14 protein-coding genes and 1 tRNA gene are annotated in these 25,283 nt (G+C 47.4%); 5 read left to right on the plus strand and 10 right to left on the minus strand.

Going from position 1 to position 25,283, the window contains the following annotated elements:
* On the minus strand, positions 1 to 4,995 hold a 4,995-nt coding region (locus OCV99_RS12245), incomplete at its 3' end, for a LamG-like jellyroll fold domain-containing protein (protein WP_262575571.1).
* 239 nt (positions 4,996 to 5,234) lie between these two features.
* Here OCV99_RS12245 and OCV99_RS12250 point away from each other — a divergent pair.
* The 5 genes from OCV99_RS12250 to proC all read left to right on the plus strand — a co-directional run bounded on the left by OCV99_RS12250 (position 5,235) and on the right by proC (position 8,891).
* Positions 5,235 to 5,307 (plus strand) — tRNA-Lys (locus OCV99_RS12250).
* A gap of 186 nt (positions 5,308 to 5,493) precedes the next feature.
* Positions 5,494 to 6,000 carry a DUF6512 family protein gene (locus tag OCV99_RS12255; RefSeq protein WP_158370909.1) on the plus strand — a complete coding sequence of 169 codons (507 nt, stop codon included), beginning with the start codon at positions 5,494 to 5,496 and terminating at the stop codon, positions 5,998 to 6,000.
* Between the two features lie 77 nt (positions 6,001 to 6,077).
* Entirely contained in the window at positions 6,078 to 6,782 is a 705-nt protein-coding gene (locus tag OCV99_RS12260) for an L-2-amino-thiazoline-4-carboxylic acid hydrolase (protein WP_158370911.1), read from the plus strand.
* Positions 6,772 to 8,097 (plus strand): amidohydrolase, encoded by a 1,326-nt coding sequence (locus tag OCV99_RS12265; RefSeq protein ID WP_158370913.1) that lies wholly within the window; start codon positions 6,772 to 6,774, stop codon positions 8,095 to 8,097. Before OCV99_RS12260 ends, OCV99_RS12265 begins: the two co-directional genes overlap by 11 nt.
* Positions 8,094 to 8,891, plus strand: coding sequence for a pyrroline-5-carboxylate reductase (gene proC / locus OCV99_RS12270; RefSeq protein ID WP_158370915.1), 798 nt, complete (start codon positions 8,094 to 8,096; stop codon positions 8,889 to 8,891). The genes OCV99_RS12265 and proC overlap by 4 nt, the downstream gene beginning before the upstream one ends.
* 90 nt (positions 8,892 to 8,981) lie before the next feature.
* Here the strand turns inward: proC and OCV99_RS12275 are convergent, their stop codons facing one another.
* The 9 genes from OCV99_RS12275 to OCV99_RS12315 form a co-directional block, all read right to left on the minus strand.
* Entirely contained in the window at positions 8,982 to 10,217 is a 1,236-nt protein-coding gene (locus tag OCV99_RS12275) for a DUF1002 domain-containing protein (protein WP_262575572.1), read from the minus strand.
* Positions 10,218 to 10,310: 93 nt separating this feature from the next.
* Entirely contained in the window at positions 10,311 to 12,032 is a 1,722-nt protein-coding gene (locus OCV99_RS12280) for an amino acid ABC transporter ATP-binding/permease protein (RefSeq protein ID WP_158370917.1), read from the minus strand.
* A complete protein-coding gene (locus OCV99_RS12285) occupies positions 12,032 to 13,768 on the minus strand; it encodes an ABC transporter ATP-binding protein/permease (RefSeq protein ID WP_158370919.1) in 1,737 nt (578 codons plus the stop codon). Before OCV99_RS12285 ends, OCV99_RS12280 begins: the two co-directional genes overlap by 1 nt.
* A gap of 22 nt (positions 13,769 to 13,790) precedes the next feature.
* Complete coding sequence (locus OCV99_RS12290) at positions 13,791 to 14,189, minus strand: YbaN family protein (RefSeq protein ID WP_158370921.1); 399 nt, start codon at positions 14,187 to 14,189, stop codon at positions 13,791 to 13,793.
* Positions 14,190 to 14,211: 22 nt separating this feature from the next.
* Entirely contained in the window at positions 14,212 to 15,000 is a 789-nt protein-coding gene (locus OCV99_RS12295; protein ID WP_158370923.1) for an ABC transporter ATP-binding protein, read from the minus strand.
* Positions 14,990 to 15,988: a FecCD family ABC transporter permease gene (locus OCV99_RS12300; protein ID WP_158370925.1), complete on the minus strand. Its 999-nt coding sequence runs from the start codon at positions 15,986 to 15,988 to the stop codon at positions 14,990 to 14,992. Before OCV99_RS12300 ends, OCV99_RS12295 begins: the two co-directional genes overlap by 11 nt.
* Complete coding sequence (gene isdE / locus OCV99_RS12305) at positions 15,988 to 17,067, minus strand: heme ABC transporter substrate-binding protein IsdE (RefSeq protein ID WP_158370927.1); 1,080 nt, start codon at positions 17,065 to 17,067, stop codon at positions 15,988 to 15,990. Before isdE ends, OCV99_RS12300 begins: the two co-directional genes overlap by 1 nt.
* Positions 17,054 to 18,133, minus strand: a complete 1,080-nt coding sequence (locus tag OCV99_RS12310; protein ID WP_158370929.1) for a heme-binding Shp domain-containing protein — start codon at positions 18,131 to 18,133, stop codon at positions 17,054 to 17,056. The genes isdE and OCV99_RS12310 overlap by 14 nt, the downstream gene beginning before the upstream one ends.
* Positions 18,134 to 18,157: 24 nt before the next feature.
* Entirely contained in the window at positions 18,158 to 24,943 is a 6,786-nt protein-coding gene (locus OCV99_RS12315; RefSeq protein ID WP_158370931.1) for an InlB B-repeat-containing protein, read from the minus strand.
* Positions 24,944 to 25,283: the final 340 nt, after the last annotated feature.

Raw genomic sequence — 25,283 nt, forward strand, 5'->3', positions numbered from 1 at the left:
TGTAGTCTTAATTCCTGCACGGATAACATCGCCATCAAATCTTGGGCTTACAAATACATAATTTGCATTATCAACCGTTCCCAGACACCACAGCCAGCTGTTTGCTACTGTAGAAGTCTTGAATGTTGCCTCAATAGCAAAAGATTCTGTCTCAATCAGGCCTGCAGGAAGTTCAACGTATTTTGTGCCTCCGTCAAATACTAATACAGCATCTGCATCGTCTCCCTCGCCTTCTGTCTGGAAGTCTGCCTCTGTAAATCCTACATATTCTGCATCATTACTATTACCTGACTTATCTACCAGTTTACCGTCTGTTGCAGTCATATCATAAGAAGCAACTAACTTTCTGGTCTCAACCGGTTTCAAAACTAAGCTTCCGGCTGCTTCCGTAAGATTAGTCAGAGCCGCATCTACATCTGCCTGTGTTGCATTCTCGTTCGCATAAACTAATCTTGCCGCTGTAAGAGCTGTCTCATATGCTGTCCAGCTAGTAGGTTCATACTTGTCTGCTTCCGAAGCATCAATCGCTCCATCAATCGCTGCCTTAAGTTCATCTTTATTAGTTTGTACTACTAATTCTTTATATAGATACCATTCAAATGCTGCCGCTCCCATCATTGTACCATCTTCCAGTTTTCCCGGAGTCGTTGTTACACGGATCTTGGAAGTCTGTATTGTTTCAAAGCCGTAAATATCTGCAGCATCCGTTGCAGTTTTCGAATTATAAGTCCATTCGTTTCCTGCCGGAGTAACTTCTGTCCATTCATTTTCTGCATTCATATACTCGATTTTCACTGCCTTAGGGGCCAGAACTCCAGTAGTATCATCATACCAATTAATCGCACAAGTTGAAATTTCTACTGTTCTGTCTCCAAAATCATACATAATCCACTGACCTTCTGTAATTCCATCGGAAACATAACCATTCCACATTGTGTTCAAATCATTATCTTTCAAATTAGAAGCAGGCTGTCCCCACTCAGAATGAGCAATATTTGCAGATGCCGTTGCATACTCACGGATATCTATCGGTTCCAGAGCTGCTTCTGCTGCTTCAAGAGCATCTTTTGCTTCATCTACTTCTTGCTGTGTAGCGTCTGCCCTGTCAAGAATATCCTGTGCTTTTGTAAGAGCTGCCTGATATGGTGTCCAAGAATCTTCCGTATACTTACCTGCATCCGTCTTAGCATTGTTAATTGCTTCCTGGAGGGCAGTTTTGTCAACAGTTACTTTTAATTTGCTCTGTGCTTCTGTCAACGCAGTTACAACATCTTCAACTTCCTGCTGGGTTGCTTCCTCGTCTGCAGAAACCGCTTTCGCCTCTGTAAAGGCCTTCTCATAAGCCGCCCAGCTTTCTGCTTCATACTTATCCTTATCATCTAAGGATACTGCTGCTTCGATTGCAGCATTCAGCGCTGTCTTATCTGCTTTCTTTGTTAATGCATTCTGTGCTTTCGTAAGCGCTGCTTCTGCTGCATCTGCTTCTGCCTGGGTTACCTCCTTATTATCATATACCTCCTTCGCATCTGCGAGGGCATCTTCATAGGCCTTCCAGCTGCTTGGTGTATAATCAGCTTCTTTCCCGACTTCCTTATCAATTGCTGCTTTCAATGCATCTTTTTCTACATATTTCAGTGCTTCTGCCGCAATCTCTTCCGCCGTCATAACACGGCTTACAATCTTATAATTGTCAATCAGACCGGTCATATATTCTCCGCTCGTCCAAGTGGATTTACCAATGTAGAGAATACTGTTGTCTCCCAATAATTCAGGAATTGATACGCTACTTGCTTCCCGTCCTGCTTCCACACCATTTACATAGAGAATCGTCTCATCCTCTGCATAAACAACAGTGATATAAGACCACTTATTCTCGCCTGCCGCATAATCCGGTGAATCAGGTCTATCCTGTGCATTACTGTTGAAACGCTGTGCCGCTATCTTGCCATTATCGTCAAAGATTCCCAAATATTTTTCACTCCTGTACAGCTGCTGATTTGCATTCGGAGCTGCAAAGAATCCCCAGTTGGTTCTACTTTGTCCCGGATTAATCTGGAAGGATACGGTCATTTCCTTTACGCCTGTCAACAGGCTTGTGTCATCTTTTGCTGTTACATTCAGGAACTGGCTGGTTCCGTCCAGTTTCAATGCCTTTCCTGTGCCATGGTCGACCAGTGTATAAGTACCGGATGCCTTCGCATTGCCGCCATCGAAGGCTTCGCCTTCTGCCGGTTCTGCATCAAAGTTAAAGTCTGCCAGAACTTCCGGAATCTCCGATTCTGCCTTCTCTTTCAACGCTGCTTCTGCTGCTTCAAGAGCATCTTTTGCTTCATCTACTTCTTGCTGTGTAGCATCTGTCTTGTCAAGAATCCTCTGTGCTGCTGTAAGAGCTACCTGATATTCTGCCCAGGAATCTTCCGTATATTTATGTTCCTCTGTCTTAGCATTGTTGACAACCGCCTGAAGTGCAGATTTGTCAGCTTCTGCAAAGACTAATGTCCATACATCCGCACTCTCTGCATTGTCAGCAGCTACTACAAAAGCGCCGCTTCCATATGCAACATCACCCAGTGCAAGATACTTTCCGTCTGCATTCTTAATTTTGTAAGAATCAGCAGTTTCTTCTTTTTCCAGAATAAAGTTCTGTGCATCAGCTTCTGCCTTCTGAACTGCTTTACCTTCTTCGGAAATAGCCAGGAACAGACCGCTGTTCTTATTTTGCAATTGATAAAGTCCTTTTTCATCTGTCCGTATCAATGTCCAACGATAATTATCTGTCGTTTCACCCGGCCATGCGAGAGTCTGCATATCAACCTCTTTACTATTATCATCAATGCACAATCTCTTCAGAGAGTCTCCTGCTCCCGTTTCAACAAAGTATTTTCCAACAAATTCTTTTGTTTCCACTTCTGCAGATTTCTTATTTACAGTAACCGTAAATGTTGCTTCTTTTCCTTCGTAAGCAACAGTAATGGTCTGTACTCCAGGAGTATTTGAATCATAACCTGCAATGCTATAATCACCAATTGCAACTTCAATTTCTGATTTGTCACTGTACACCGCTGTTACAACCATTCCTTCTGTAGCAAGGTCTTCACCAAACTCATAAACCGTTTTTGCTGGTGGTGTAACCTTGATAGACTCAAGAACTGGTTTCTCTTTAAGGTTTCCCTGAGCTTCTGTCAACTCTGCCTCTGCAGTATTAGCCTCTGCCTGTGTAGCGCCTGCTTTCGCAATTACCTCCTTTGCCGCTGTTAATTTCTCTGCAAAGGTTGCCCAGCTTTCAGCCGTATAATCATCCTGAACTTTCGTTTCAGCGTCAGCCACTGCCGCCTTAAGAGCCGTCAGGTCTGTCCTTACACTAATAGAGAAGTTATCCATATATCCATTTGTATATTCTCCACTTCCCCAGTTCGCTTTTCCAATCTGAATAACACTTTCCTCACCAAGGATGTCTGTAAGTGCAAATGGGTTGCTTTCCGCTCCTACTTTCACACCATCCAGATAAAGAATAATAGATGTTTCACTTAATACCAGATCAACATGCGTCCATACATTTGCTGCTATAGTGCCTCCAACACTGGGCTGTCTTGGAACACCATTTAATGTACCATTATATCTTTGAGCCGTAATATTAGCATCTACAACCAGACCAACATAGTGTTCAGAAGCATACTTCTGTTCATTTGTATTTGGAGCTGCAAAGAACGGCCAGTTCGAACCCGTTCCGTCTGTCTTATAGTCAAAGGATATTTTCATATCTGTTACGCCTGTCAGCAGACTGGAATCATCTTTCGCAACAACATTCAAGAATTCGTTTTTATTTGCTTTTTCAAGCTGCAACACTGAACCTTTTTCATCATCCTGAGCAAGCAGATCCGCAAGCGCTATATCTGCACTTCCAGATACTGCTTTCGCGCCTTCACTTGAGAATCCTGTATCCACATCGTCAAATGTGAAATTCGCAATTGCATTTGGATAAAAATTGCCTAATTCTGACGCTGCTGCATCTACTCTCACATCTACAGAATCACTGGCAATTTCCGTCTCACCATCCATAAGTGCAGCTTTAATACTTGCCGTACCTTCTCCAACATATGTAACCGTTCCATTATCAGCTACAGTTGCAACCTCCTCATTAGACGAAGACCATTTCACTGCCACTTCATTTGTGCTTATAAAATCAGCATTCAACTCGGCAGTATCACCAACAACAGCCGAAGAAACATCACCTGAGATTGCAATGCTAGCCGCATTATCATATAAGTACTTCGCTTCTGCTGCGCTAACTGCCTGGTTGTAAACCTTCACCTCGTCGATAGAGCCGTTAAATAGCGCATCACCCCAGAACGTAACACCCAGATAAATATCATTATTCGTATTCGTCTCTGCACACGCTGTCGGACTTACCTCTCCCGTTCCAACGGCTGCGCCGTCTTTATATAGGGTTGCCGTTCCATTGTCTACTGACAAGATATACTGCTGCCATTCATTCTGTGTATATGCAACACCACTAATCGGCGTATGATAACCATTGTCATACTTTGACCATAACTTAAGTGCACTTCCAGTTCCTGCCAAGCCGATCCAGTTCTCAGGGTTATTATATCCCATAAAAAGAACTGCACCGTTATTTGCGACATTCGCTACTGGTTTCATCCATAAACTTATCGTATATTCAGTTCCCACATTATTCAGATTCAAATCCAAGCCATACTGTCCGCCTAAGTTCACAGATTTGCCTTCGCCATCTCTTCCAGTATCATAACTAATCTCTCCGTTATACTCGCCCATTGCAAGTGCTTTTGGCTCAGCTTCAATACTTCCCTGTGATTCAGTTAGCTTGTCTTCAAAATCATACTGATAAACAGGCGTCGGCGGCGTAATTTTATTCACTGCCGCATTGGAAATCAAAGCTGTTCCCGGAATTGACGTTGCCACAAATGCTGCTGCCAGCGTAATCGACAACGCTTTCCGCAAAAAATTCTTTTTCATTACTTGTCCTCCTTTTTATTTTTGCCAATACAAAAACCCTACCCTCCTTCGCCTCATATTCTCTAACAGATATAAAAAATTATAAACAATTTAAACAAAAAAATCTATATCTTTTCTTAATAATTATTAAAATATATCAAAAAGTAATTTTTTCTTTTTTAACACTTGCATTTATCAAAAACCTATTATATAATAGCTTTTGCGTTGAGCAGATAACAAATTAATAAAATATTCGACATGCGCGATTAGCTCAGCTGGCAGAGCACCTGACTCTTAATCAGGGTGTCCAGGGTTCGAACCCCTGATCGCGCAGTTAGGAATCACTGTTTTTGGCGACATGAGAGCGTTGGGGGCGGTGATTCCTTTTCTTATGTATATATTACGCCCTTCCTGCATATATATAATGCCAGGGTCAAAAGGTCTTTTCCCCACGTGAGCTTGCTCATAAGCGGGGCTTTTGACCCCAACATCATATATACGCTCAGGAGGTACAAGCTTATGCATAAATTCATCCGCCGCAAAGATATTCCTTACATCATTCTCACGATTCTGCTGGGAAGCGTCTTTCATTTCCTATATGATTTTTCAGAACAGAATCCATTTACCGCACTGTTTACTCCTATCAATGAATCCGTCTGGGAACATCTGAAACTATTGTTTTTCCCTCTTTTTTTCGTTACAATCATCCAATACCATGTGATCCGGCCAATGAAAACCGCATTCTTCGGCTCCCGCCTTGCCGGGGCATGGGGCGGCATGGCATTTATTGTTATTTTCTTCTATATTTATACCGCCGTGCTGGGAACCGATCTTCTGCTGATGGATCTTCTGCTTTTTGTTATCGGCGTTTTTCTTTCTTTTTACCTTTCTGCACGCCTGTACCGGGCCTTTTGGAATACAAGCGAATTACTCATTCTGTTCGGGTGGCTGGGCAGCATCCTTCTTTTTTGGGGCTTCACCTGTTTTCCACCTGATTTTCTCCTCTTTTACCCGCCGCAGAAATAACTTTTCTTCCACATTTCTCAAAATTGGCGTATAATAATGCTATCTTATTCTTGTAACCGAAGAAGGGAGGATTATTTATGGCAAAAGAAACTATCCTGTGTAAAATCGAACATCATGCCGTTCTTTTTGCATTGTTGGCAAAATATGCCATTACCGGCAGCGGAGAAGCCGGAAGAGAGGCTATTTTAAAAGGCATGACAAAATACGGCAATGAGCGTGGCGCACGTATGGCGGCAAATGCCCTTGCCCACGGCGATGAGCTGTCTGTCATGACGAATCAGGCATATGGAGAATGGCGCCCGGATTATGACGGGCAAATGGATTTTGGCACGCTCCGCACCGAACCCACCTTGCAGACCTACATTGCCAGATGTGCCTGGTGTGATGCCTGGAAGAAACATGGTCTGTTAGATTATGGGAAATATTATTGTGTAAATGTCGATAACGCTGTCTACCAGGGATTCCGGCAGGATTTCGTCTGTACCCCAATCTCTGTTTCTCTGAGCTGGGGCGGAGAGCGCTGTGAATTTGACTGGAACCAGCCGCTGACAGGAGAAGAAGTCATTTCACTGGCAAAAAAGAAGAAATCGCTGGGCACCTCTTGCATGAAAGATTTTAATTTTCACACCGCTCACCTTTTACATACCGTCGGCAACACGTTAAAAGAAGAATTGGGAGATGCCGGAGAGATTGCGGTGGACAATGCTTTGAATGAGTATACTGAAAAATTTGGCCGGGAATACCTGGATGTATTGAAAGAGGTTGACAGCAATGAATTTTAATAGTTATCTGAACCTGTCAGACGGTATTTCCAACCCTATTACCGACTGGCTGGCCGCACATGAAAAGGATATTATACATACGGCAGACTATATTTTCCATCATCCGGAACTTGCTTATCAGGAAAAGGAATCTTCCCGATGCCTGGCTGCTTTTCTGGAAAAAAACGGATTTAAGATCACCTGGAATATTGCTGGAATCGAAACAGCATTTACCGCAGAATGGGGACATGGAACGCCCGTGATCGGGTTTCTTGCCGAATACGATGCTCTGGCAGAACTGGGACATGCCTGCGGACATAACCTTTTGGGCACGGGCGCTGCTGCAGCCGCATGCGCTTTGAAAGCCGATATGGAAAAATCCCCGGATGCTTCCGGTACAGGCTGCACAATCCGCGTGTACGGCTGCCCGGCAGAAGAAATTATGTCAGGGAAAATCATTATGAACCGTCATGGTGCATTTGACGGTCTGGACGTGGCTGTCACCTGGCATCCTTTCGATACAAACCGTGTCAGCAATGACATCTGGCAGGCACAGGACATTAAGAATTACATTTTCCACGGTGTCAGCGCCCATGCTTCCAAATCACCGGAAGAGGGTAGAAGCGCCCTGGATGCCGCCGAACTTATGAATATCGGCGTCAATTACCTGCGCGAGCATGTGCCCGGCGATGTCCGTATGCACTATGCATATGCTGATAACGGACGTCCCGCAAATGTCGTCCCGGATTATGCTAAAACCAATTACTTCATCCGTTCCAGCAAGCGCTGCCGCACGGAGGACGCCAGCGAGCGAGTCGACAACTGCGCCAGAGGCGCCGCTCTGATGACAGGGACTTCCGTTGAAATAGAGCTTCTCGGAAGCTGCAAGGAGATGAAAGTGAACCGCATACTGGCGGAGATTTATTACAAAGCAATGTCAAGAATCCCTACACCGGAATACACTCCCGAAGAGCTGAATCTGGCGGCTGAAATTAGCAAAGAAGCCGGACTCAGCAATGGAGAAAATTACTTTGGCGGACTGGAGCCTTTGGAACCGGAGCCGGTGCCCATTGCTATCGGCACTGACGTATCGGAAGTCAGTCACGTGATTCCCACCATTACATTAAGCGCCGCGACCATGTGCAAGGGCACACCGCTGCACCACTGGGCTGCCGCCAGACAGGCCGGAATGAGCATCGGACAAAAAGGTATGCTGTACGCGGCAAGATGTATGGCGGAAGGCACAAAATTATTGCTTTCAAAACCAGAGAATCTGCAAAAGGTCTGGGAGTATCACTTAAACACACTCGAAACAAAAGAAAGGAGTTTTCTATGATTACGAAAAAAATTGGTATTATCGGCTGCGGCAATATGGGAGGAGCTATCCTTTACGGAGCCTTGGAAAGCGGAATTATCACCTGTGAGCAGGCATATGTCTATGACATCAACCCCGCCATGATGGATAAGGCAGAAAAATGGGGCGTGAATCTTGCCAAAAGCGATGCGGACGTCTGCCAAAAAAGCGATATTGTCCTTCTTGCCGTAAAACCGCAAAATGCGGCGGAAGCACTTTCCCAGTGCCAAAAAGAACTGGACGGAAAGGCTATGATGTCCATTGTTGCCGGAGTTACCGTAGAACGCCTCCGAAATATGATAGACGGGCTTCCAAGAATTCTTCGTATTATGCCAAATACCCCCGCAATGGTATTTGAAGGCGCTTTTGCCCTCTGTTCTGACAATGATTTTACGGAAGAAGAATTGGATGCGGCAAAGTCAATCTGCGAAGCAATCGGTATTGTAGAATTGGTTCCCGAACATCTGATTGACGCTGTATGCGGATTAAGTGGCGGCGGTCCGGCTTATGCCGCAATGTTCATTGAAGCAATGGCAGACGGAGGTGTAAAGCAGGGACTCCCACGTGCCACGGCATACCGCCTGGCTGCCCAGACCTGTCTTGGCACCGCCAAAATGATTCTGGAAAAAGGTATCCACCCGGGTCAGCTCAAAGATATGGTAACCTCTCCAGGCGGAACTACAATTGAGGGCTGCGAAGCGTTGGAACGCGGCGGTATGCGATACGCTGTTATCGACTGTATCAATGCAGGAACCGAAAAGTCAAAACGCTTGTAGATTCCCTCTGGAACTTTCCTATAAAAAACAGAAAACCGCAGATTCATCTCTTTTCATTGAATCTGCGGTTCTTCCATTTACCTTCTCTTCTTACTCGCCTTTAAAGAAATTCATGATCCTTGTCAGAAGTCCATCTTTAAATCCACTTTCACTTACGGTGCTGTCCGTAATCACATTCTCACCCAGCGCTTCATCATTTGTCTCACTCAGGATTCCGTCTCCGGAGCCTACAAAAAATGTTTTAATAGAATTCCATACACTTGACAATCCGCTAAGTTCTCCGCTCAGATTATCCAGGGTATCTTTCAATGCACTCACATCATAATCATACTGAGAAATCTTCTCCATCAATGCGACAATCTGCGACCTCTGCTCTTCCGTCAACTCAGCATCATACTTTTCGGCAATCGTATCCACCGCGTCGCCGATTTCTTCCGCATCCGTATATCCCTTGTCCAGAATCTCCGTCTTAACATCATTCATAATCTCAGAAGCGGTCTCCTGTCCAAATGCATCTGCAAGCGCCCCTGTCGTAATCAGCTCTTCCACAGCAGCTTCTTTCTTTCCTTCATCCAGACTTTCTCCACTGGCTGTCTCATAAGCCATCATAATACCTGTCAGTGCGCCTGTGCCGGACACTTCAAACGGGCACGCTGCAACCACATTACAATTCTCCATTCCTGCGGTCGTTAATGTACTCGCAATCATCGCACTCGTAACAAAATTCAAATTCGCCGTCTTTACTTTAATCCCTCCGGATTCCGTTGGTTCAACATAAGCACAGCTATTCGTTGTTGCTCCGATCTGCTCATCCGTCGCAATGCCTTCCATATATTGTACTTCGTCCGCATGTGTGACAATAATGGTTCTCACTTCATCCGCTTCTACACCAAAGTAAGAATACATTGCGGCCCTCTGTTCTGCTGAAAGATTCTCTCCAAGTGTTACTACATTATCACTCGCGACTTCATTATCTTTCTCTTCATCCGCATCTTCTTTATCTGCGCCTTCTTCATCCTGATTGGTTGTCGCTTCTTCCGTATCTGCCGTATCTGAAGATTCTGCAGAAGACGGTTCTTCCGTTTTTACACTGTCGCCAACTGCCGCTCCACTCTCTGTACCATCCGCAGCGGCGCTGTCGCTTCCTGCCTGCTCGGATACTCCATCGGTAGAAGCCGAGTCGCCGATGACTCCTCCTTCTGCCTCCTGCTCTGTTGTCTCCTGAGCGGCATCTGCGGATGTCTCGGCTGCTCCCGCAGTCATCGGCATACCCGCCGTCATCAATACTGCCGCCATCAAAAGCGGCAAAATCCTTCTTTTTTTCATAATATCCACCCTTTTTAATTATTTGCAAATTATACTTTACCCTTCATAATATAGCATACTCTTCCTGCATTGTACATGAAAGATTTCTTAAGTTTATTTAATGATTTTCCAAAATTTTCGGTCGCTCTTCATGGCATAAACCACGTCCGCCGCGTTCATTGTGGATTTCCGGTGAGACACCAGCACCACCGTTTTATCACCTCTGGATTCCTTCAATGATTTTAAAATAATTCCTTCGTTCAGGGAATCCAGATTGCTGGTCGGTTCGTCCAGAAGGAGCAACGGTGCGTCGTGCAGGAATGCACGCGCAATCCCGATTCTCTGTTTCTCACCGCCGGAGAGGGTATCGCCCAACTCCCCGACTTCCGTGTCGTATCCATGCGGAAGTGTCAGGATAAACTCATGGATAGAAGCCTTTTTCGCCGCCTCCACAATCTCTTCCCGCGTCGCCCCGGGCTTTCCGACCGCAATATTATTAGCGATAGAATCATGGAACAGATACGTCTCCTGCGTCACATAAGATTCCACGTCCCGCAGATTTTTCGTATTAATTCCGCGGATGTCTTTCCCGGAGATTCGGATACTTCCGCCGTCCACATCCCAGAAACGCATCAAAAGCTTTAACAGGGTAGACTTGCCGGAGCCGCTGGCTCCATGGATTCCCACAACTTTTCCCTTTGGAATCTCAATGGAGTAATCCTTCAGAATCTGCTCCTCCTCATAAGCAAAATCTACGTGCTCTGCTGCCGCGCCGTCAAATGCCGTCTCTTCTTCTCCGCTGACTTCTCTGACCTGCGGCTCTTCCTCCAGCAGGGACAGCACCCGTTCCCCGGCCGCCAACGTCTGGTTCAGATTATTGGACAGACTAGAGAGCGCCGTCACCGGTCCGAAGGATCCCATCATGGCAATCACCGCAATCAGCGCCTCTTCGAAACTGACAGCGCCATTTCCAAACTGCAGAAGCATAAAGAAGAGCATCCCAAAGGAAAACAAGAGGATCACCAGATTGGTAAGCGACCCTTGCGCCGCTTCCCGACGGTTCAGCTTCTTCTGCATTTGCCCTAAATCTCTGGAACGCTCATCCATCTGCTCCATCCGCTCCTTGCCTCTGCCGTACTGGATCGTCTCATCCAGCCCCCGCAGAGAATCCAGGATAAAGCTGTTCAAATCCCCGAATGAATTGCGGAACTCCATGCCGTCCTGCGCGCCTTTTCTCCCGTTCCAAAGCGGGATCACCGCACCTACGATCAGATAGCCAAGCAGCGCGATTACACCTGCAGGCGCATACTGCGCGCCGATAAAGAATACCATCACAAACGACGTCACAACTGCAATCGCGATTGGCGAAATTGTATGTGCATAAAAAACCTCCAGAAGCTCGATATCCGACGTAAGGATTGAGATCAGATTTCCCTTATCCCTTCCCTCCAGCTTTGCCGGACAGAGCTTCCGAAGCGCTGCAAATACTTTATGCCGGACAATCGCCAGCAATTTAAACGCGATAAAGTGATTACAGTACTGCTCCCCGTAATGAAGCACGCCCCGCAGAACCGCCAGCACAACCAAAAGCGCCGCCATACTGCCCGGAGACCGGGACAGAAAAAATCCCACATTCGCCGCGTCCGTGCTCAACCCTATCAATGTGAAGAGTCCATGCAGCAATCCATAGCCCGCGAGAATTGTAAGGAAAATTGCGCACAGATACCCCAGAACCCCAAGAAGGACAGCCAGGCACATCAACGGAAGCAGCGGCTTCACCAGGCCGACAAGCTGTCCCATAATAACAATTCCTTTTCTGCGTTTCTTCTCTTCCATTACTCAGCCGCCTCCTTTCCGTAAGCCTCCAGTTCCTGCTGATATCGATACAACTGTGCGTACGCCCCGCCGGAACGCATCAGCTCCGCATGAGTGCCGGACTGCTCTACGCGCCCATCTTTTAACAGATAAATCCGATCCGACTCCACTACATTTGCCAATCTGTGGGAAATCAGAAGGATGGTCTTAGACTTCGCCAGCTCTCGGATCACATCCATAATCATCTCTTCGCTTTCCATATCAATATTAGACGTTGCCTCATCAAAGATATAGACCGGCGTATCGTGGAGCAAAGCCCTCGCCAGCGCCAAACGCTGCCGCTGGCCGCCGGAGAGATTGCTCCCCATTTCCAGAAGCATGGTATCAAGCCCCTGCTGCTCCTCCACAAATCCCAGCAGATTCACCTTGTCAAGAGCTGCCCGCATCTCCTCTTCCGACGCGTCCGCTTTACCCATCTTTAGATTCTCCCGAACTGTCCCCTTAAATAAATAACTGTTATGGGACACCAATGTAATGTGCTCCATCAGACTCTTTTCCGACACATCCTTAAGCTCCATTCCCTGAATGGTAATGCTGCCCCGGTAGCCTTTATTTCTCCCCATCAGAAGCCCTGCGATTGTGCTCTTCCCACAACCGGAGGTTCCCACAAGGGAAGTAAAACTCCCCGCCTCAAATTCCATAGACACGCCATCCAGAATATCCCGTCCTTTCTCGTAAGCAAAACTTACATTTTCCAGCTTGATACAGACTGCCTTCTCTTCAAGCTCCCTGCCATCCCTCTCCGGCTCCGGCAGATCTAAAAGTGCGAAAATCTTATCGCTGGCTGCCATCCCGTTCATAGCAATGTGGAAAAACGAGCCCAGAAGCCGCAGAGGAATAAAGAACTCTGACGCCAGCAGGATAATCATAAGTGCACCTCCGAAGCTTACACTTCCCTTCGCAAATTCCGAGAGCGTCACAATCATCCCCACCGCCGCACCGCCGTAAGCAATAATATCCATCACACTGGTAGAATTAAGCTGCATCGTCAACACCTTCATAGTAATCCGGCGAAAACGCTGAGACTCCTCGTCCATTTCCTCCGCCTTTCCTTCGTCTGATTGATAGATTTTTAGCGTTGTCAGACCCTGCAGATTTTCCAGGAAAGAATCCCCAAGCTCCGTATAGATGCCCCAGTACTTATTCAAAAGCTTTTTGGCAAATTTCTGCACTGCCACAATGGATATGGGAATCAGCGGCACACAGACAAGAAGCACCAGGCTCGCCTTCAGATCCACAAAAGCAAGGATGACAAAGAGGGTCACCGGAGCCAGCAGACTGTAAAATAACTGTGCCAGATATCTTCCGAAATACGTCTCCAACTGCTCGACGCCTTCCGCCGCCATCTGTACTACCTCAGAGGTAGCGGCATTTTCCCGGTAGGAAGCGCCAAGCCTTAATAGTTTCCCGTAAATCTTCTCCCGCAGGATCCGCTTCACATCTACGCTCGCTTCGTGGGAGGCATAAGAAGCCTGCCGATCGCAGAAGAATCGAAGCAGGATTGCCGCAAGAACCAGCGCGCCGTAAGACGCCATTCTGTTCCCCGTAAGTTTCCCGAACAGCGCCCCCTCAAGAAGCATCGCTGCCGCATAGATCATCACCACCTGGCAGAGCAGAGACATCCACTTCCACGCGACCTGCAGCACGATATATTTTTTTGCATGAGACAATAATTTTACCAATCTTGTTTTTATCATGATCCGTCTCTTTCCTCTCTTTTTATTCCACCGCTGCCTCTGACCGCCGGATCGTTTTCACCCGGAAGAAGAAGTACAGCAGATGGCACACCCACACAATGGTGATACACACTCTCCCAATCGGCACATTTTTCATACAGAGAAATGCAACCGCCATAACTACTGTCACCATGCCGACAATCTTGAGCTTCGTTGCCATCGTCATAGAACGGTTCTTTACAAAGCTGTCCAGATGCTTCTTATACAGATTTGTACTGAGAAACCAATCATGAAGCCGCTTCGAGCTTTTCGCAAAGCAAAATACAGTCGCCATATAAAGCGGCACCGTCGGCAGGACCGGAAGCACGATCCCCACCGTTCCCAGCCCCAGACAGAAAAAAACCAGCAGGACCCAAAAAATCTTAAATGGATTTGTATTCATTATTCCTTACCTCTTTCTATTTTTAAACAGTCAACACGAAGATCTGTCCTTCCACCTTCGTTACTTCCAGCCGGATGCCATAAAGCTCCTGAATGCTGTCCGGGTTGATGACCTCCTCCGGAACGCCGTCCACCGTCACATGACCGTCCTTCAGTCCTACCACCCGGTCAGAAAATGCAATTGCCTGATTGATGTCATGCAGTACCATGACAATCGTAATGCCGTATTCACGGTTCAATTTCTTCACCAGCTCCAGAATCTCAATCTGATAGCGAATATCCAGATACGTCGTCGGCTCATCAAGAAACAGTATTTTCGTATTCTGTGCCAGAGCCATAGCAATCCACACCCTCTGCCTCTGGCCGCCGGATAGCCTTGCCACTTCCCTGTCCCGGTAAGCGAGGATTCCCGTAACCTCCATCGCCCACTCTGTCAGCCGCTCATCCTCCTCCGTTCGGCTCTGCATCATTTTCCGATGAGGCGTGCGCCCAAAGGATACCAGTCGTTCCACCGTAATATCGTCACTTGCCGTATTGTACTGCTGCACAATCGACACCTGGCGGGCAAATTCCTTCAAATTCAAATTTTGTATATTTTTGCCTCTCAGGAAAATATTTCCCTTTTTCGGGTAAAGATTCTTCGTCATCAGGGAAAACAGCGTAGACTTACCGCAGCCATTTGCACCCATAATCGTTGTAATCTTACCTTCCTCAATCTTAACGGACACGCCCCGAAGCACGCTGTTCTTCCCATAAGCAAAGGATAAGTCCCGGACTTCCATCGCCGGTTTCTGTGTGTCTTTAGTTTGCATACTTCTTCGACCTCCTCAGCAGAATGATAAAGAACGGGCCTCCGACCACACTCATAATAATGGACGCCGACACCTCGTAAGGAGACGCAATCGTCCTTCCGATAGTATCTGCCAGCAAAAAGGTAAAGGCGCCAAGCAGCATAGAAAACGGCACCAGCTTCTTATGGTCGCTTCCCACAAGAAGCCTTCCGATATGCGGCACGATCAATCCCAGAAAACTGACCGTTCCTACCACTGCGGTAGATATACTGGCAAGCAGCACCGCAATCAGCGAAATTACAATCCGCATGGTATTTACATTGACGCCCAGACTCCGGGCCGTCTTATCCTCCAGCGCCAGAAGGTTGCAGGTTCTGACAAATATAAGCGCCAGCACAAGCCCAACCACCACATAGGGAAGCAGCGTATAGACATCGTCCCATGTCTTCATGGTAATATTGCCGTTGACGATAGACGCCACTCCCGACATATTTCCGCCGTTCATAGCATTAAGGGCGCTTGAGAGTCCCGAGAACATCGCCTGCACCGCAACACCCACAAGGATGATCCGAAGAGGGCTTAAGCCTCCCTTCCACGACAGCGTATACACTAAGAAAAATGCCAATACGCCGCCGCCAAATGCAAAGAGCGGCGTAAAAAAGTAAAGCGACGGGGCAAATGCTGTAACCAGCACCGCCGCAAAGCTGGCTCCGCTGGAGATGCCAATAATCCCCGGGTCTGCCAATGGATTCTTAAGCACCGCCTGAAACAAAACACCGGATACGGCCACCGCCGCCCCTGCCAGAATGGAAATCACGATACGTGGGAAACGCAGGTCATAGATGGTTGCCACATCCTCATTGTACTCCACAAATAATCCCCGAAGCAGCTCCGGGAAGCTCACTTTCAGGCTTCCAATATTCACTGCCGCAACGAAAAGCGCCACAAGAAGAATCCCTATAATAAGGAAGGAAAGCGCCGCCCGCACCGTCTTCTTTTTCGTACTCATCAGTTCCCGCCTCCCTGTGCTTTCTCACTGCTCTCCTTCGCCTTTTCCTCGTCTTCTTCACTCTCCGGGTAGAGAATCGGCTGCAGTTCTTCCAGCGCCTCCGGGTAGCGGAAGGTCGCGCTCATGCCAAACAGTTCGTAACTCAGGTAATAGACCTGATCATTCTGTACCGCGTCAAAATGCTGCCAGATGTCATTTGTTTCAAAATCCTCTTTGAACATCTCCATCACCTGATCCGGAAGCGCATGGGAAGCACACAGGATAATGTCCGGCTCCTTCGTCTTCATGTCCTCCGTATTGACAGTCAGGAATTCCTGATCTGTTCCGGCGTAGACATTCTCGCCGCCCGCCAGTTCCACAAGACTCCCAACATAAGAATTTTCCGTCGCAATAATATAGGAACCGGGAAGCCCCATCAGCACCAGAACCTTCGGGGACACCTTCCCTTCATTCTTCTCCTTATATTCCTTGTAAAATTCCGTAAATTCATCCACCAGATCCTGCGCCTGTTCTTCACGCCCGAAGATTTCCCCCAGCTCCTGGATGGATCGGTACATTCCCGGCACACTCCTCAGATTCAGGAACGCCCAATCGGTATCGATTGCCTCGTACTTGGGCTGAAGGTCGCCCTGTAAAGAAGACGGGCTTAAGATCCAGTCCGGATCCAGAGACGCCACGATCTCCATATCCGGGCTCATTGCCGTTCCCACCGTCTCCACCTCATCATAGCGATCCGGCAGCGTCGAGATCGTGCTGGAGCAGATTCCCACAAGTTCCAGGTCCAGCTTATCGCAAATATCCGCCGTAGCAGGAGACGTTGCAATGATACGCGGTTCTTCCTCCATTGAAGATACCTTCTTCTTCGCGGCTTCCACAGCCGCTTTCTCCTCCGGGTCGTCGATGGCAAGCAGCGTCTCTACTTCGTCCGTATCCTCAGAAATTTCTGCAGACGTCTCCGTGGCAGACTCCTCGCTCTTTCCCTGGCTTTGGTCGACACATCCCCAGAGAGAAGCGCTCACCAGACACAGAATCGATGTAAAGCAAAGTCTCTTGACGATTCTGCTTCTAATATTCATCATCGTCTTCACCTCCACCCCATCTGCGCCAGTTTTTACGGAAATAATATACGATACCAGCCCCCACGGCCATTAGAATCAATCCTGCAATTAAAATAGAAATCACCTGTGAGAAAATCCGCTCGCCCATAGACAGACCCGCCGACGCTTCTTTTATCTCTCCGCCATCCGCTTCTTCTCCGGCTTTTTGCGCTGTGGAAAGGCTTAAGCCCTGCGCACCGTTTAACGTAGAATCCTCTGCACTAAGCGTTGTATCCGAATCCGCCGGCTCCGTAATACTGCTCTTTAATTCCGGCGCCTGTACATCTCCGCTTTCTGTATTTTCTTCTTCTGCATTTTCTTCTTTCGTATCTGTGCTTCCGTTTCCCAGCGAAGAACTGCCGGAGCTTAGCGAACTTCCAGAAGAGAGCGAACCGGAACTGCCGGCCCCTGATCCGCCGCTGGCGGCACCTGCACTTTCAGACGCCTGCAGCGAAGAGCCGCCGGACGACGCTGTGCTGCTGCCGGATGATGCCGTCACCATCGTCGCATTCATATCCGTATTATTTCCCGCACTGTAATTGCTCGGATACAGATAAAACACCACATCCCGCCCCATCGGGCTTACATACATAGACACCCGGACGACACAATTCTCACTGGGCACCTGCAGACACACATCCGCTGTCGTGCCATTTCCGTCTGTCCCGTTTCCCGTCACACCCATCGCCGGGGATGACCAGCCGGAATCTCCCACATTCTGTACCCAGAAACTCTGGTTCGAGGTATAATCAATCAGACTCATACGAATCGTCAGATAGAATTCTCCACTGTCCGTTACTTCCATAATTCCCGTTGTGTAAATGCATCCTTCCACCATTCCCTGCCCGGTGGCATAGCTGGACTCTCCGCCGGAATCCTCGATCTCTCCCGTTACCGGATGTCGATAACATGGCGTCACACTGCAAGTGTAAACATTGCCGGACGCCGCATAGACTGGAAAAGCAGGAACGCCTGCCCCCAGAATGAGGGCAAGCGCGAATGCCAGAACTCCAGCCAGGGCTTTCTGTTTCCTCTTTGCTGTCTTCATGTTCTTCCTATTCCTTCCTGATATTTACTTTACGAGTCTTTTTCTCTCCAAAATGACCGCTCCCAATACAAACATACTGCATACAAGGAGTGCTGCCCATCCGAACATCGGACTGGTATCTCCGGTCTTCACACTGGATGCAGAAGAAAGAGAACCGCCGCTCTTTAAGGAAGAGCCGCTTCCACTTCCAAGCGAACTTCCATTTCCAAGAGAGCTTCCGCCTCCAAGACTGGAGCCGCCGCTAAGAGAGCTTCCGCCGCTAAGACCATTTCCACCGGATGGAGTTGGCGTCGGATCCGGATCCGGCTCTATAAATGACGGATCGTCCTCTGTTGCGGACTTCAATGTACTCCAGTCAAGTTTTAAGAATACCGGCTGGGTTCCCGTTCCCTCAGAAATACTGTCCATAATCGGCACGAATACCTGGAGCGGTACGTATCCGTCTTCCAGAGCCTCCGGGATCAACTCAAAGGTCACAACGTCCGGGTAATTGGTGCCGAAGCTGTCGCTTACCAGCGTACCGTCTGTATTCTTCTGATAAGAATCTACGGTCACATCCGCAAGTGAACCAACAGGATTTCCATAGCCATCCAGCGTATATCCGGTGGTAAAATATTTCAACTGACTCAGATAGCCAAGCTGTTGTCCTACCGTCAGCCCCTTAAAGTCCATTGTAATATAATATTTTCCGTCCTTAACAGTCAGCTTCATGGTATGATTAATCGCCTCGTTTGACATAGACGCTGTCACCTTGTCAATCTTCACCATAGAACCGGTAACAGAATATACGCCGTCTTCCAGATTGCGGATGTCAAGCCCTGTGCTTCCGCCTCCGTTATTATTTCCATCACCGTTTCCTCCATTATTGCTTCCATTTCCTCCATTGGTGCCATTTCCGGTCGTCTTCTGCTCCAGATTCAGCATTGCCTCTACCAGCTTAGAAGCCTGCTCATCCACCTGTTCCTGTGTTGCGTTTTCATTATCATATACTGCCTCCGCAGTAAAGATTGCCCACTTCAACGCCTGAATCGATTCTGCTGTGTAAATACTCTCACGCCCGGACATATTTGCCGCCGTAATCAACAGATCGTGTAAGCCGTCTTTGCGCACCTGGGAAGCCTCTACCTGCACAAGATTTTCCGTAAGATAATTCAGGATCCTTGTCTGCGCATCGGTATCCTCCTGTGATGCAGCCTCATCCTCATACACCGCAAAAGCCTTATCATATGCAGACTTTAACGCCTCCAGGGAAGCCGCCGTATAATTCCCGGTATCCTCAAGATATGTCCGGGCATTGGCAAGCGCCTGCTCAAGCTCCGTCTTATCAGCTCCAATTCTCACAAGATTACGGATCGCCGACTCAATGTTCGTAACACAACGGTTAATCTGCGTCTGTGTTGCCGTATCGTCATCATATACACGCTGTGCCGTTTCTCTTGCCTGCTGTAAGGTATTTCTGGAAATCTCTGTGTAAGTTACATTTGTTGCATTCAGGTAGCTGTCTGCTTCCTCAATCGCTTCTTTCAGAGCATTTTTATCCGTTTTTACCTGCTCCTTCGTCATCGCATCTACTGCTGCCTGAAGCGCCGCCAACGTATTGTCCACTGCTTTCTGATCTACATTCATATTATCAACAACATCCTGCGCAGCGGCGATACTCTTTAAGAGCGCGTCATAGACTGCATCCGAAGCATTGCCCTGGGTCAATTCCTTCGCCTGCCCGATCAGTTTCTCAAGCACTTCTTTATCCGTCTCAATGCCGGAAATCTGTTCCCGGCTGTCCCAGTCAAGCTGCAATTTCGCATACTGGCGTCCGCTTCCCTGATTGATCGCCTCCATAACCGGAACATACACCTGTACCCAGATCTCATTGTCGCCCAGTTCTACCGGAATGTTCATAATATGCGGATAAAGCTTTCCTTTGACATTCGCATCCGTTCCGGTTTCCGGGTGATTATATACATCGTAGGTGTCTTCATAGTAAGACTCTATATTTGCCGCAACTGGCGTCTCTCCCGACGGCATCTGGTAACCGCTCTCTCCGCCTTCCCAGCCAGGGAAGTAATAGAGTTCTGCCAGATATCCGGTGAAATCCGTCGCTCCGAGACTTGTCGTCAGCGGACCAAATTCCATACGCAGTGTTGCTTTTGTCTCTCCCGTCTCTTCATCCGTCTTCACAACAACCTGCATTGGCTTTTTCAGTGCTGCATTTCCCATAGAAGCCTGATCTGAAGATGCGTGCCAGATACGACCGTCGATGGTGTAAATCCCGTCATAAACCACGTTATCCTGTGCCTTCTGGATCAGCGCCTCCGCCGCTTTCTGCAGGAGAAGGATCTGTTTATCCACATCACTCTGGGATGCCCCTGCATCAGTCAGCACAGACTGCGCGGATGCAATCGCCGCCTCAAAGGAAGCGATACTTGCCTCCGTATATCCGGCTGTATCCAGTGCCTTCGCTTCTTCAATAAGACTGTTTAATACACTCTTATCTACGGAACCGTTCAGATTACTGATTGCCGCATTCAGTGCGTTTGCCGCGTCATCCGCATCCTTCTGTGAAGCATTTTCATCAGCCAGCACGCCGCCTGCTGCCGCGATTACCGCCTGAAGGTTATCCCAACCCGGATAATTTGCATCATTCGTTATCTTAACCGCCTCATCATACGCTTCCTGAAGCACACCCTTATCTGCTTTCTCTACAAGTCCTTCCATCGCTGCATTCAGTTTCAGAAGCTGTTCGTCCACTTCCTGTGAGGTCACATCTTCTTTCTCAAGCAGAGTTTTTGCCGTTGTCACTTCCTCCGCAAGAGTACTCCAGCTCTTCGGTGTATACAGGCTTTCCTCTTTCTGCTCCGCAGATGCAATTGCTGTCTGAAGCGCTTTCAGGCTGATGTCTATCACCAGATTACTGATTGCCGCGTTCAGCACGTCTGTCTGCGTGTCCGCTTCCGTCTGCAATGCTACAGGGTCATTTACAACCTTCACCGCCTCTGCCACTGCTTTCTGAAGCGCTTCGACTGCCGCCTTGTTATATTGTTCTGGCTTCTCTGCCGCTTCTTTTAGCTTTTCCTGAGCAGATGCAACAGCCTCTTCCAGTTCCGTCTTATCCACCGTCTGCTTCTCGAATCCGGCAAGCGTCAGCAGACCGGACTGTTCTTTTCCCTCTGCATCTGTATATTTTACAGAAACAGAATCTGACATAGCTGGAATCGAAAGTACCGCCCTTGTAACGACCTCACTTCCATCCTCTTCTTCCATCTCCAGTTCCGCCGCGACATACGCTTTCTTCTCAAGGTCATAATAAGCAAAATCCTTTATATTCTGTACATTGAGATAAATGTCCGCGCCGCCATCTTCTTTTACAAGAACTCTCGTCCCTGTTACAACGTCCGTGTCTGCCACTGTACCGTTTGCCGTATAGATTCCGGCATCTAACACCAGCGTATCTGGAGTCTCCAGATTATCTACCGCCGTTCTGAGCGTCTGGTAAGCCTTCGTCATGCTGTCCGGCTTGGCCTTTTCATCCTGATATACTTCCACTGCATCATCATAGGCGCTTTCTACTTCTGCCCAGGAATCCGCCGTATAATCCTCCTGAATTGCTGTCTCTGCGATCTGGATCATCTCAGAGAGCGCATCCCGTATCGGAACATCCGGCGTAGTATCAGAGATTTTTGTCGCTCCCGCCCAGTCTATCGTCAGCCATGCATCCTGTTCAAAATTGCCTCCGCCAATAGCATCCATAATCGGAACTTTGAATCTTGCCGGCCACTGTGCCGCGTCACTTGGCAGATCTATGTATCCGGTTTTCGGATAATAATTCAAAGTATCTTTATTGAAATCGTCTGTCAGATAACTATCGTCGCTGTTCCTGTAATATGAAGTAAATACAACCGGAATAATATTTCCACTAAGCGTTCCGTTCGGCTTCGTCTCATCCGAGTCATAAAGCCACATCTTCGTCATATATGAGGTGAGCTCCAGTTGTTCCACCTCCGTAAAATTCAGATAGATTGTCTTTACGCCGTCTTTTACAACTAAGGTCGCGTCATCTCCCAGACACCGGCTTGCCATAGACAACTGTCCTTCAATAGACCAGTGATATACAGAAATCGGAACCGAGTAGGTACCATCTTCCAGATTTTCTCCTGTTGTGCTGATATCTTTTATCTCATACAGCGCATACCACCCTAAGTTCTGTGTCTCTATCACAAAATAATGGCTGCCATCCTCTTCTGTTTCTAAGGTTCCATCCACTACCGGATCGTATCCATAACCCGGAAAATATCCAAATAACTGCACTTTCTTCTCGTTCCATGATTCCGGTATCTTGAACTTCATCTGAACCGGCTTGGACATATTCAGGCTCTCTGAGCCATCCGGATACTGTACGCTCCATTTGTACATATAGATATTCTTATAAGAAGTTCCCAGATTATTGTGGATCACCGAATACGGATCTTCTACTGTAGACGGATCATCAACAATCTCACTCACGCTTAATTTCGCAGTTTTCGGAACCGTCTCTGTCGTCGTTACAATCTTACTTCCCGTTGTCGTTTCCACCAGTTCAATTCCTTCAATATCTGCTGCCTTGGGATATAAGACGAAACAATACCCGTGAGAAGTATCTTCCTCGTGATTTGTCTCCTTCAGATAAAACATCCTTCCAAAAACAACATCTTTCAGACTGCTCAGGTCAAAGTTCACGCAAAAACTGTTATTCTGAATCTCCACAATCTCATCTTCGTCATTTTCTCTGTACCCTATGGTATATCTTCCGTCCGGCAGCCCGTCAAACGACACAACCGCCTGAGCTGTATCTCCCTCCACATTCCATGGAAGTGTTTCCGGGATATAGTCGTCTGTATCCATCCTGTCTGTCCGCCCCAAAAGTGACCAGGATATCTCTTTTGCTTCCTTATAATCCGCCAGATCAATCTTTTGAGCCGCCCATTCGTTAAAATCCAGAAACTCTAATTGAGCGTATGCATTTATAATAGAATACCCATACCAGAACAGATAATCTGCGGACAGATCCTCTACCGTAAACGTCACGTCATACGTGTTGCGATCATCCACCAGAGTTTTGGAAACCTCTTTCCAGTATTTATCTTCCTCTTCCAATTCGCCTCGCTCTTCTGCCGCCTCCTGATCGATCCAGTCTTTCATTCCCGTATGCTTCGCCCATGTATAATTCTTGTCAAACATCTTCGTGCCCTCGTAGTATTCCTCCTTCAGCACTCCGAAGCCTAACAACCGATCAGCAAAATGAATCCTCATTGTAATTTCATACTTTCCATCCTGGACATGAAGCAGCGCTCTGTTGCCGCCCCTTGGGTCCCTTCCGAGAAAATTACCCGAACAAAAACTGCCGGTAAGCGTTTTCTCTTCGTTATTGTAGGTCTGAAACGGCAAGATATAATAGCCGTCTTCCAACGCAAAATCCGAATCTGGATCGTCTCCTCCTTCTACCGGAACCAGCCCGTCTACCAGGGACTGTAATCTTGATGTCATCATCGACGCATATTTTCCCAGTTGCGTTGCATCAACAATCTGTTCCCTCTCGGATATCAACTCATTCCAGCTCGCTTCCGTATACAGAGACGAATCCATCGCGTCTATGTTATCCAGCAGATTCATCAGTTCTACAATATCTTCGGTATAGATCTGCGCACTGACCGTCACATCTGACGCGGGCATGATAAATGCATGGTCATCAATCGGTACTTCGTTTCCGTCTCCGTCTGTCACAGTCCACGCATACAATGCATATCCTTCTTCCGGTTCTGCACTTAAGGAAATCTTATCCCCTACTGCCGCAGTGGTCTTATCTGCACGGATGATTCCATTATCCGTCTTATTTATGTTGACTTTATATTCCGCCGGAACCAGCGCATCTACCAGGGACTGCAATCTTGTCGTCATCATCGACGCATATTTCCCCAGCTGCGTCGCATCATAGATCTGCTCTCTCTCCGAAATCAGCGCATTCCAGCTTGCTTCTGAATACAGCGAAGCATCCATTGCGTCTATCTCATCCAGCAGATTCATCAGTTCTACAATATCTTCAGTATAGATCTGTGCGCTGACCGTCACATCTGACGCTGGCATGGTAAATGTATTGTCATCAACTGACACTTTGTTTCCTTCCCCGTCTGTCACAGTCCACGCATACAATGCATATCCTTCTGTCAGCTCTGCGCTCAAGGACACGATATCTCCTACTGCCGCAGTTTCCTGATTTGCGCGGATCGTTCCATTCTCCACTTCATTTACCATAACCCGATATGCCGCCGGAATCAGTTCGCCAATCAAATCCCGAAGTCCCGACGCCACCATAGAAGCATATGGACCTGTTTCTGTCGGTTCTATAATCGACCGCCTTGCCTCTTCCAATGCACTCCAGCTTTCCTCTGTATACTGTGCCGGATCCATTGCATCTATCATATCCAGCAGATTCATCAAGTCTACAATATCTTCGGTATAGATCTGCGCGCTGACTGTCACGTCTGACGACGGCATGATAAATGCATCGTCCTCTACAGGCACTTCTTTTTCATCTCCGTCTGTCACAGTCCACGCATACAACCGGTATCCGTCCTCCGGCACAAGTTCTAAGGATACCTGCTCACCTTCTGCCGCATCCGTCTTGTCTGCGGTAATTGTTCCATTTTCCACTTTACTTACTGTAATCTTGTATTTTGCCGGATCCGCGGCAAATACGCCCTGAAAACTTCCGGCACACATACAGATTACAAGCAGTAATGTCAGAAAACACTTCGCTTTTTTCATAATACGTCCCATTGATATTCCTCCACTCTCCTTCTGATCCTATGACCTTATTTTTGCGGTAGTTTTGCAAAACTTTAATTTCTTTTATCTAATCTTTGTAATTTTATAGAACAAAAGTTTTACGCAACTAACTCATAATCAATTTATACTATCTGCCATATTTATTGTCAATTTTATTTTTTCAAATGACAATCATATTGTCATTTATGCAAAATCAATAAAACCGCGTATTTTCAAAGGATTTCCAGAGAATGCCAAGAAAACCAAACTGGTTTATCGAGAAAAATAGTCAACTTGATTTTTCTAAAAAACAGGACTGGGAACCTGTTTTTTAGATTCTCAGCCCATAAGA

Origin of the sequence: Dorea acetigenes, from assembly GCF_025567385.1 — a bacterium.
Classification (GTDB): Bacteria; Bacillota; Clostridia; order Lachnospirales; family Lachnospiraceae; genus Claveliimonas; species Claveliimonas acetigenes.

Excerpts from the sequence above, each read along its gene's own strand:
- OCV99_RS12295 (WP_158370923.1), bottom strand. The coding sequence starts at position 15,000 with ATGCAAACTAAAGACACACAGAAACCGGCGATGGAAGTCCGGGACTTA.
- OCV99_RS12255 (WP_158370909.1), top strand. The coding sequence starts at position 5,494 with ATGCATAAATTCATCCGCCGCAAAGATATTCCTTACATCATTCTCACG.
- OCV99_RS12280 (WP_158370917.1), bottom strand. The coding sequence starts at position 12,032 with ATGGAAGAGAAGAAACGCAGAAAAGGAATTGTTATTATGGGACAGCTT.
- proC (WP_158370915.1), top strand. The coding sequence starts at position 8,094 with ATGATTACGAAAAAAATTGGTATTATCGGCTGCGGCAATATGGGAGGA.
- OCV99_RS12310 (WP_158370929.1), bottom strand. The coding sequence starts at position 18,133 with ATGAAGACAGCAAAGAGGAAACAGAAAGCCCTGGCTGGAGTTCTGGCA.
- OCV99_RS12315 (WP_158370931.1), bottom strand. The coding sequence starts at position 24,943 with ATGGGACGTATTATGAAAAAAGCGAAGTGTTTTCTGACATTACTGCTT.
- OCV99_RS12300 (WP_158370925.1), bottom strand. The coding sequence starts at position 15,988 with ATGAGTACGAAAAAGAAGACGGTGCGGGCGGCGCTTTCCTTCCTTATT.
- OCV99_RS12285 (WP_158370919.1), bottom strand. The coding sequence starts at position 13,768 with ATGATAAAAACAAGATTGGTAAAATTATTGTCTCATGCAAAAAAATAT.
- OCV99_RS12265 (WP_158370913.1), top strand. The coding sequence starts at position 6,772 with ATGAATTTTAATAGTTATCTGAACCTGTCAGACGGTATTTCCAACCCT.
- isdE (WP_158370927.1), bottom strand. The coding sequence starts at position 17,067 with ATGATGAATATTAGAAGCAGAATCGTCAAGAGACTTTGCTTTACATCG.
- OCV99_RS12260 (WP_158370911.1), top strand. The coding sequence starts at position 6,078 with ATGGCAAAAGAAACTATCCTGTGTAAAATCGAACATCATGCCGTTCTT.
- OCV99_RS12275 (WP_262575572.1), bottom strand. The coding sequence starts at position 10,217 with ATGAAAAAAAGAAGGATTTTGCCGCTTTTGATGGCGGCAGTATTGATG.
- OCV99_RS12290 (WP_158370921.1), bottom strand. The coding sequence starts at position 14,189 with ATGAATACAAATCCATTTAAGATTTTTTGGGTCCTGCTGGTTTTTTTC.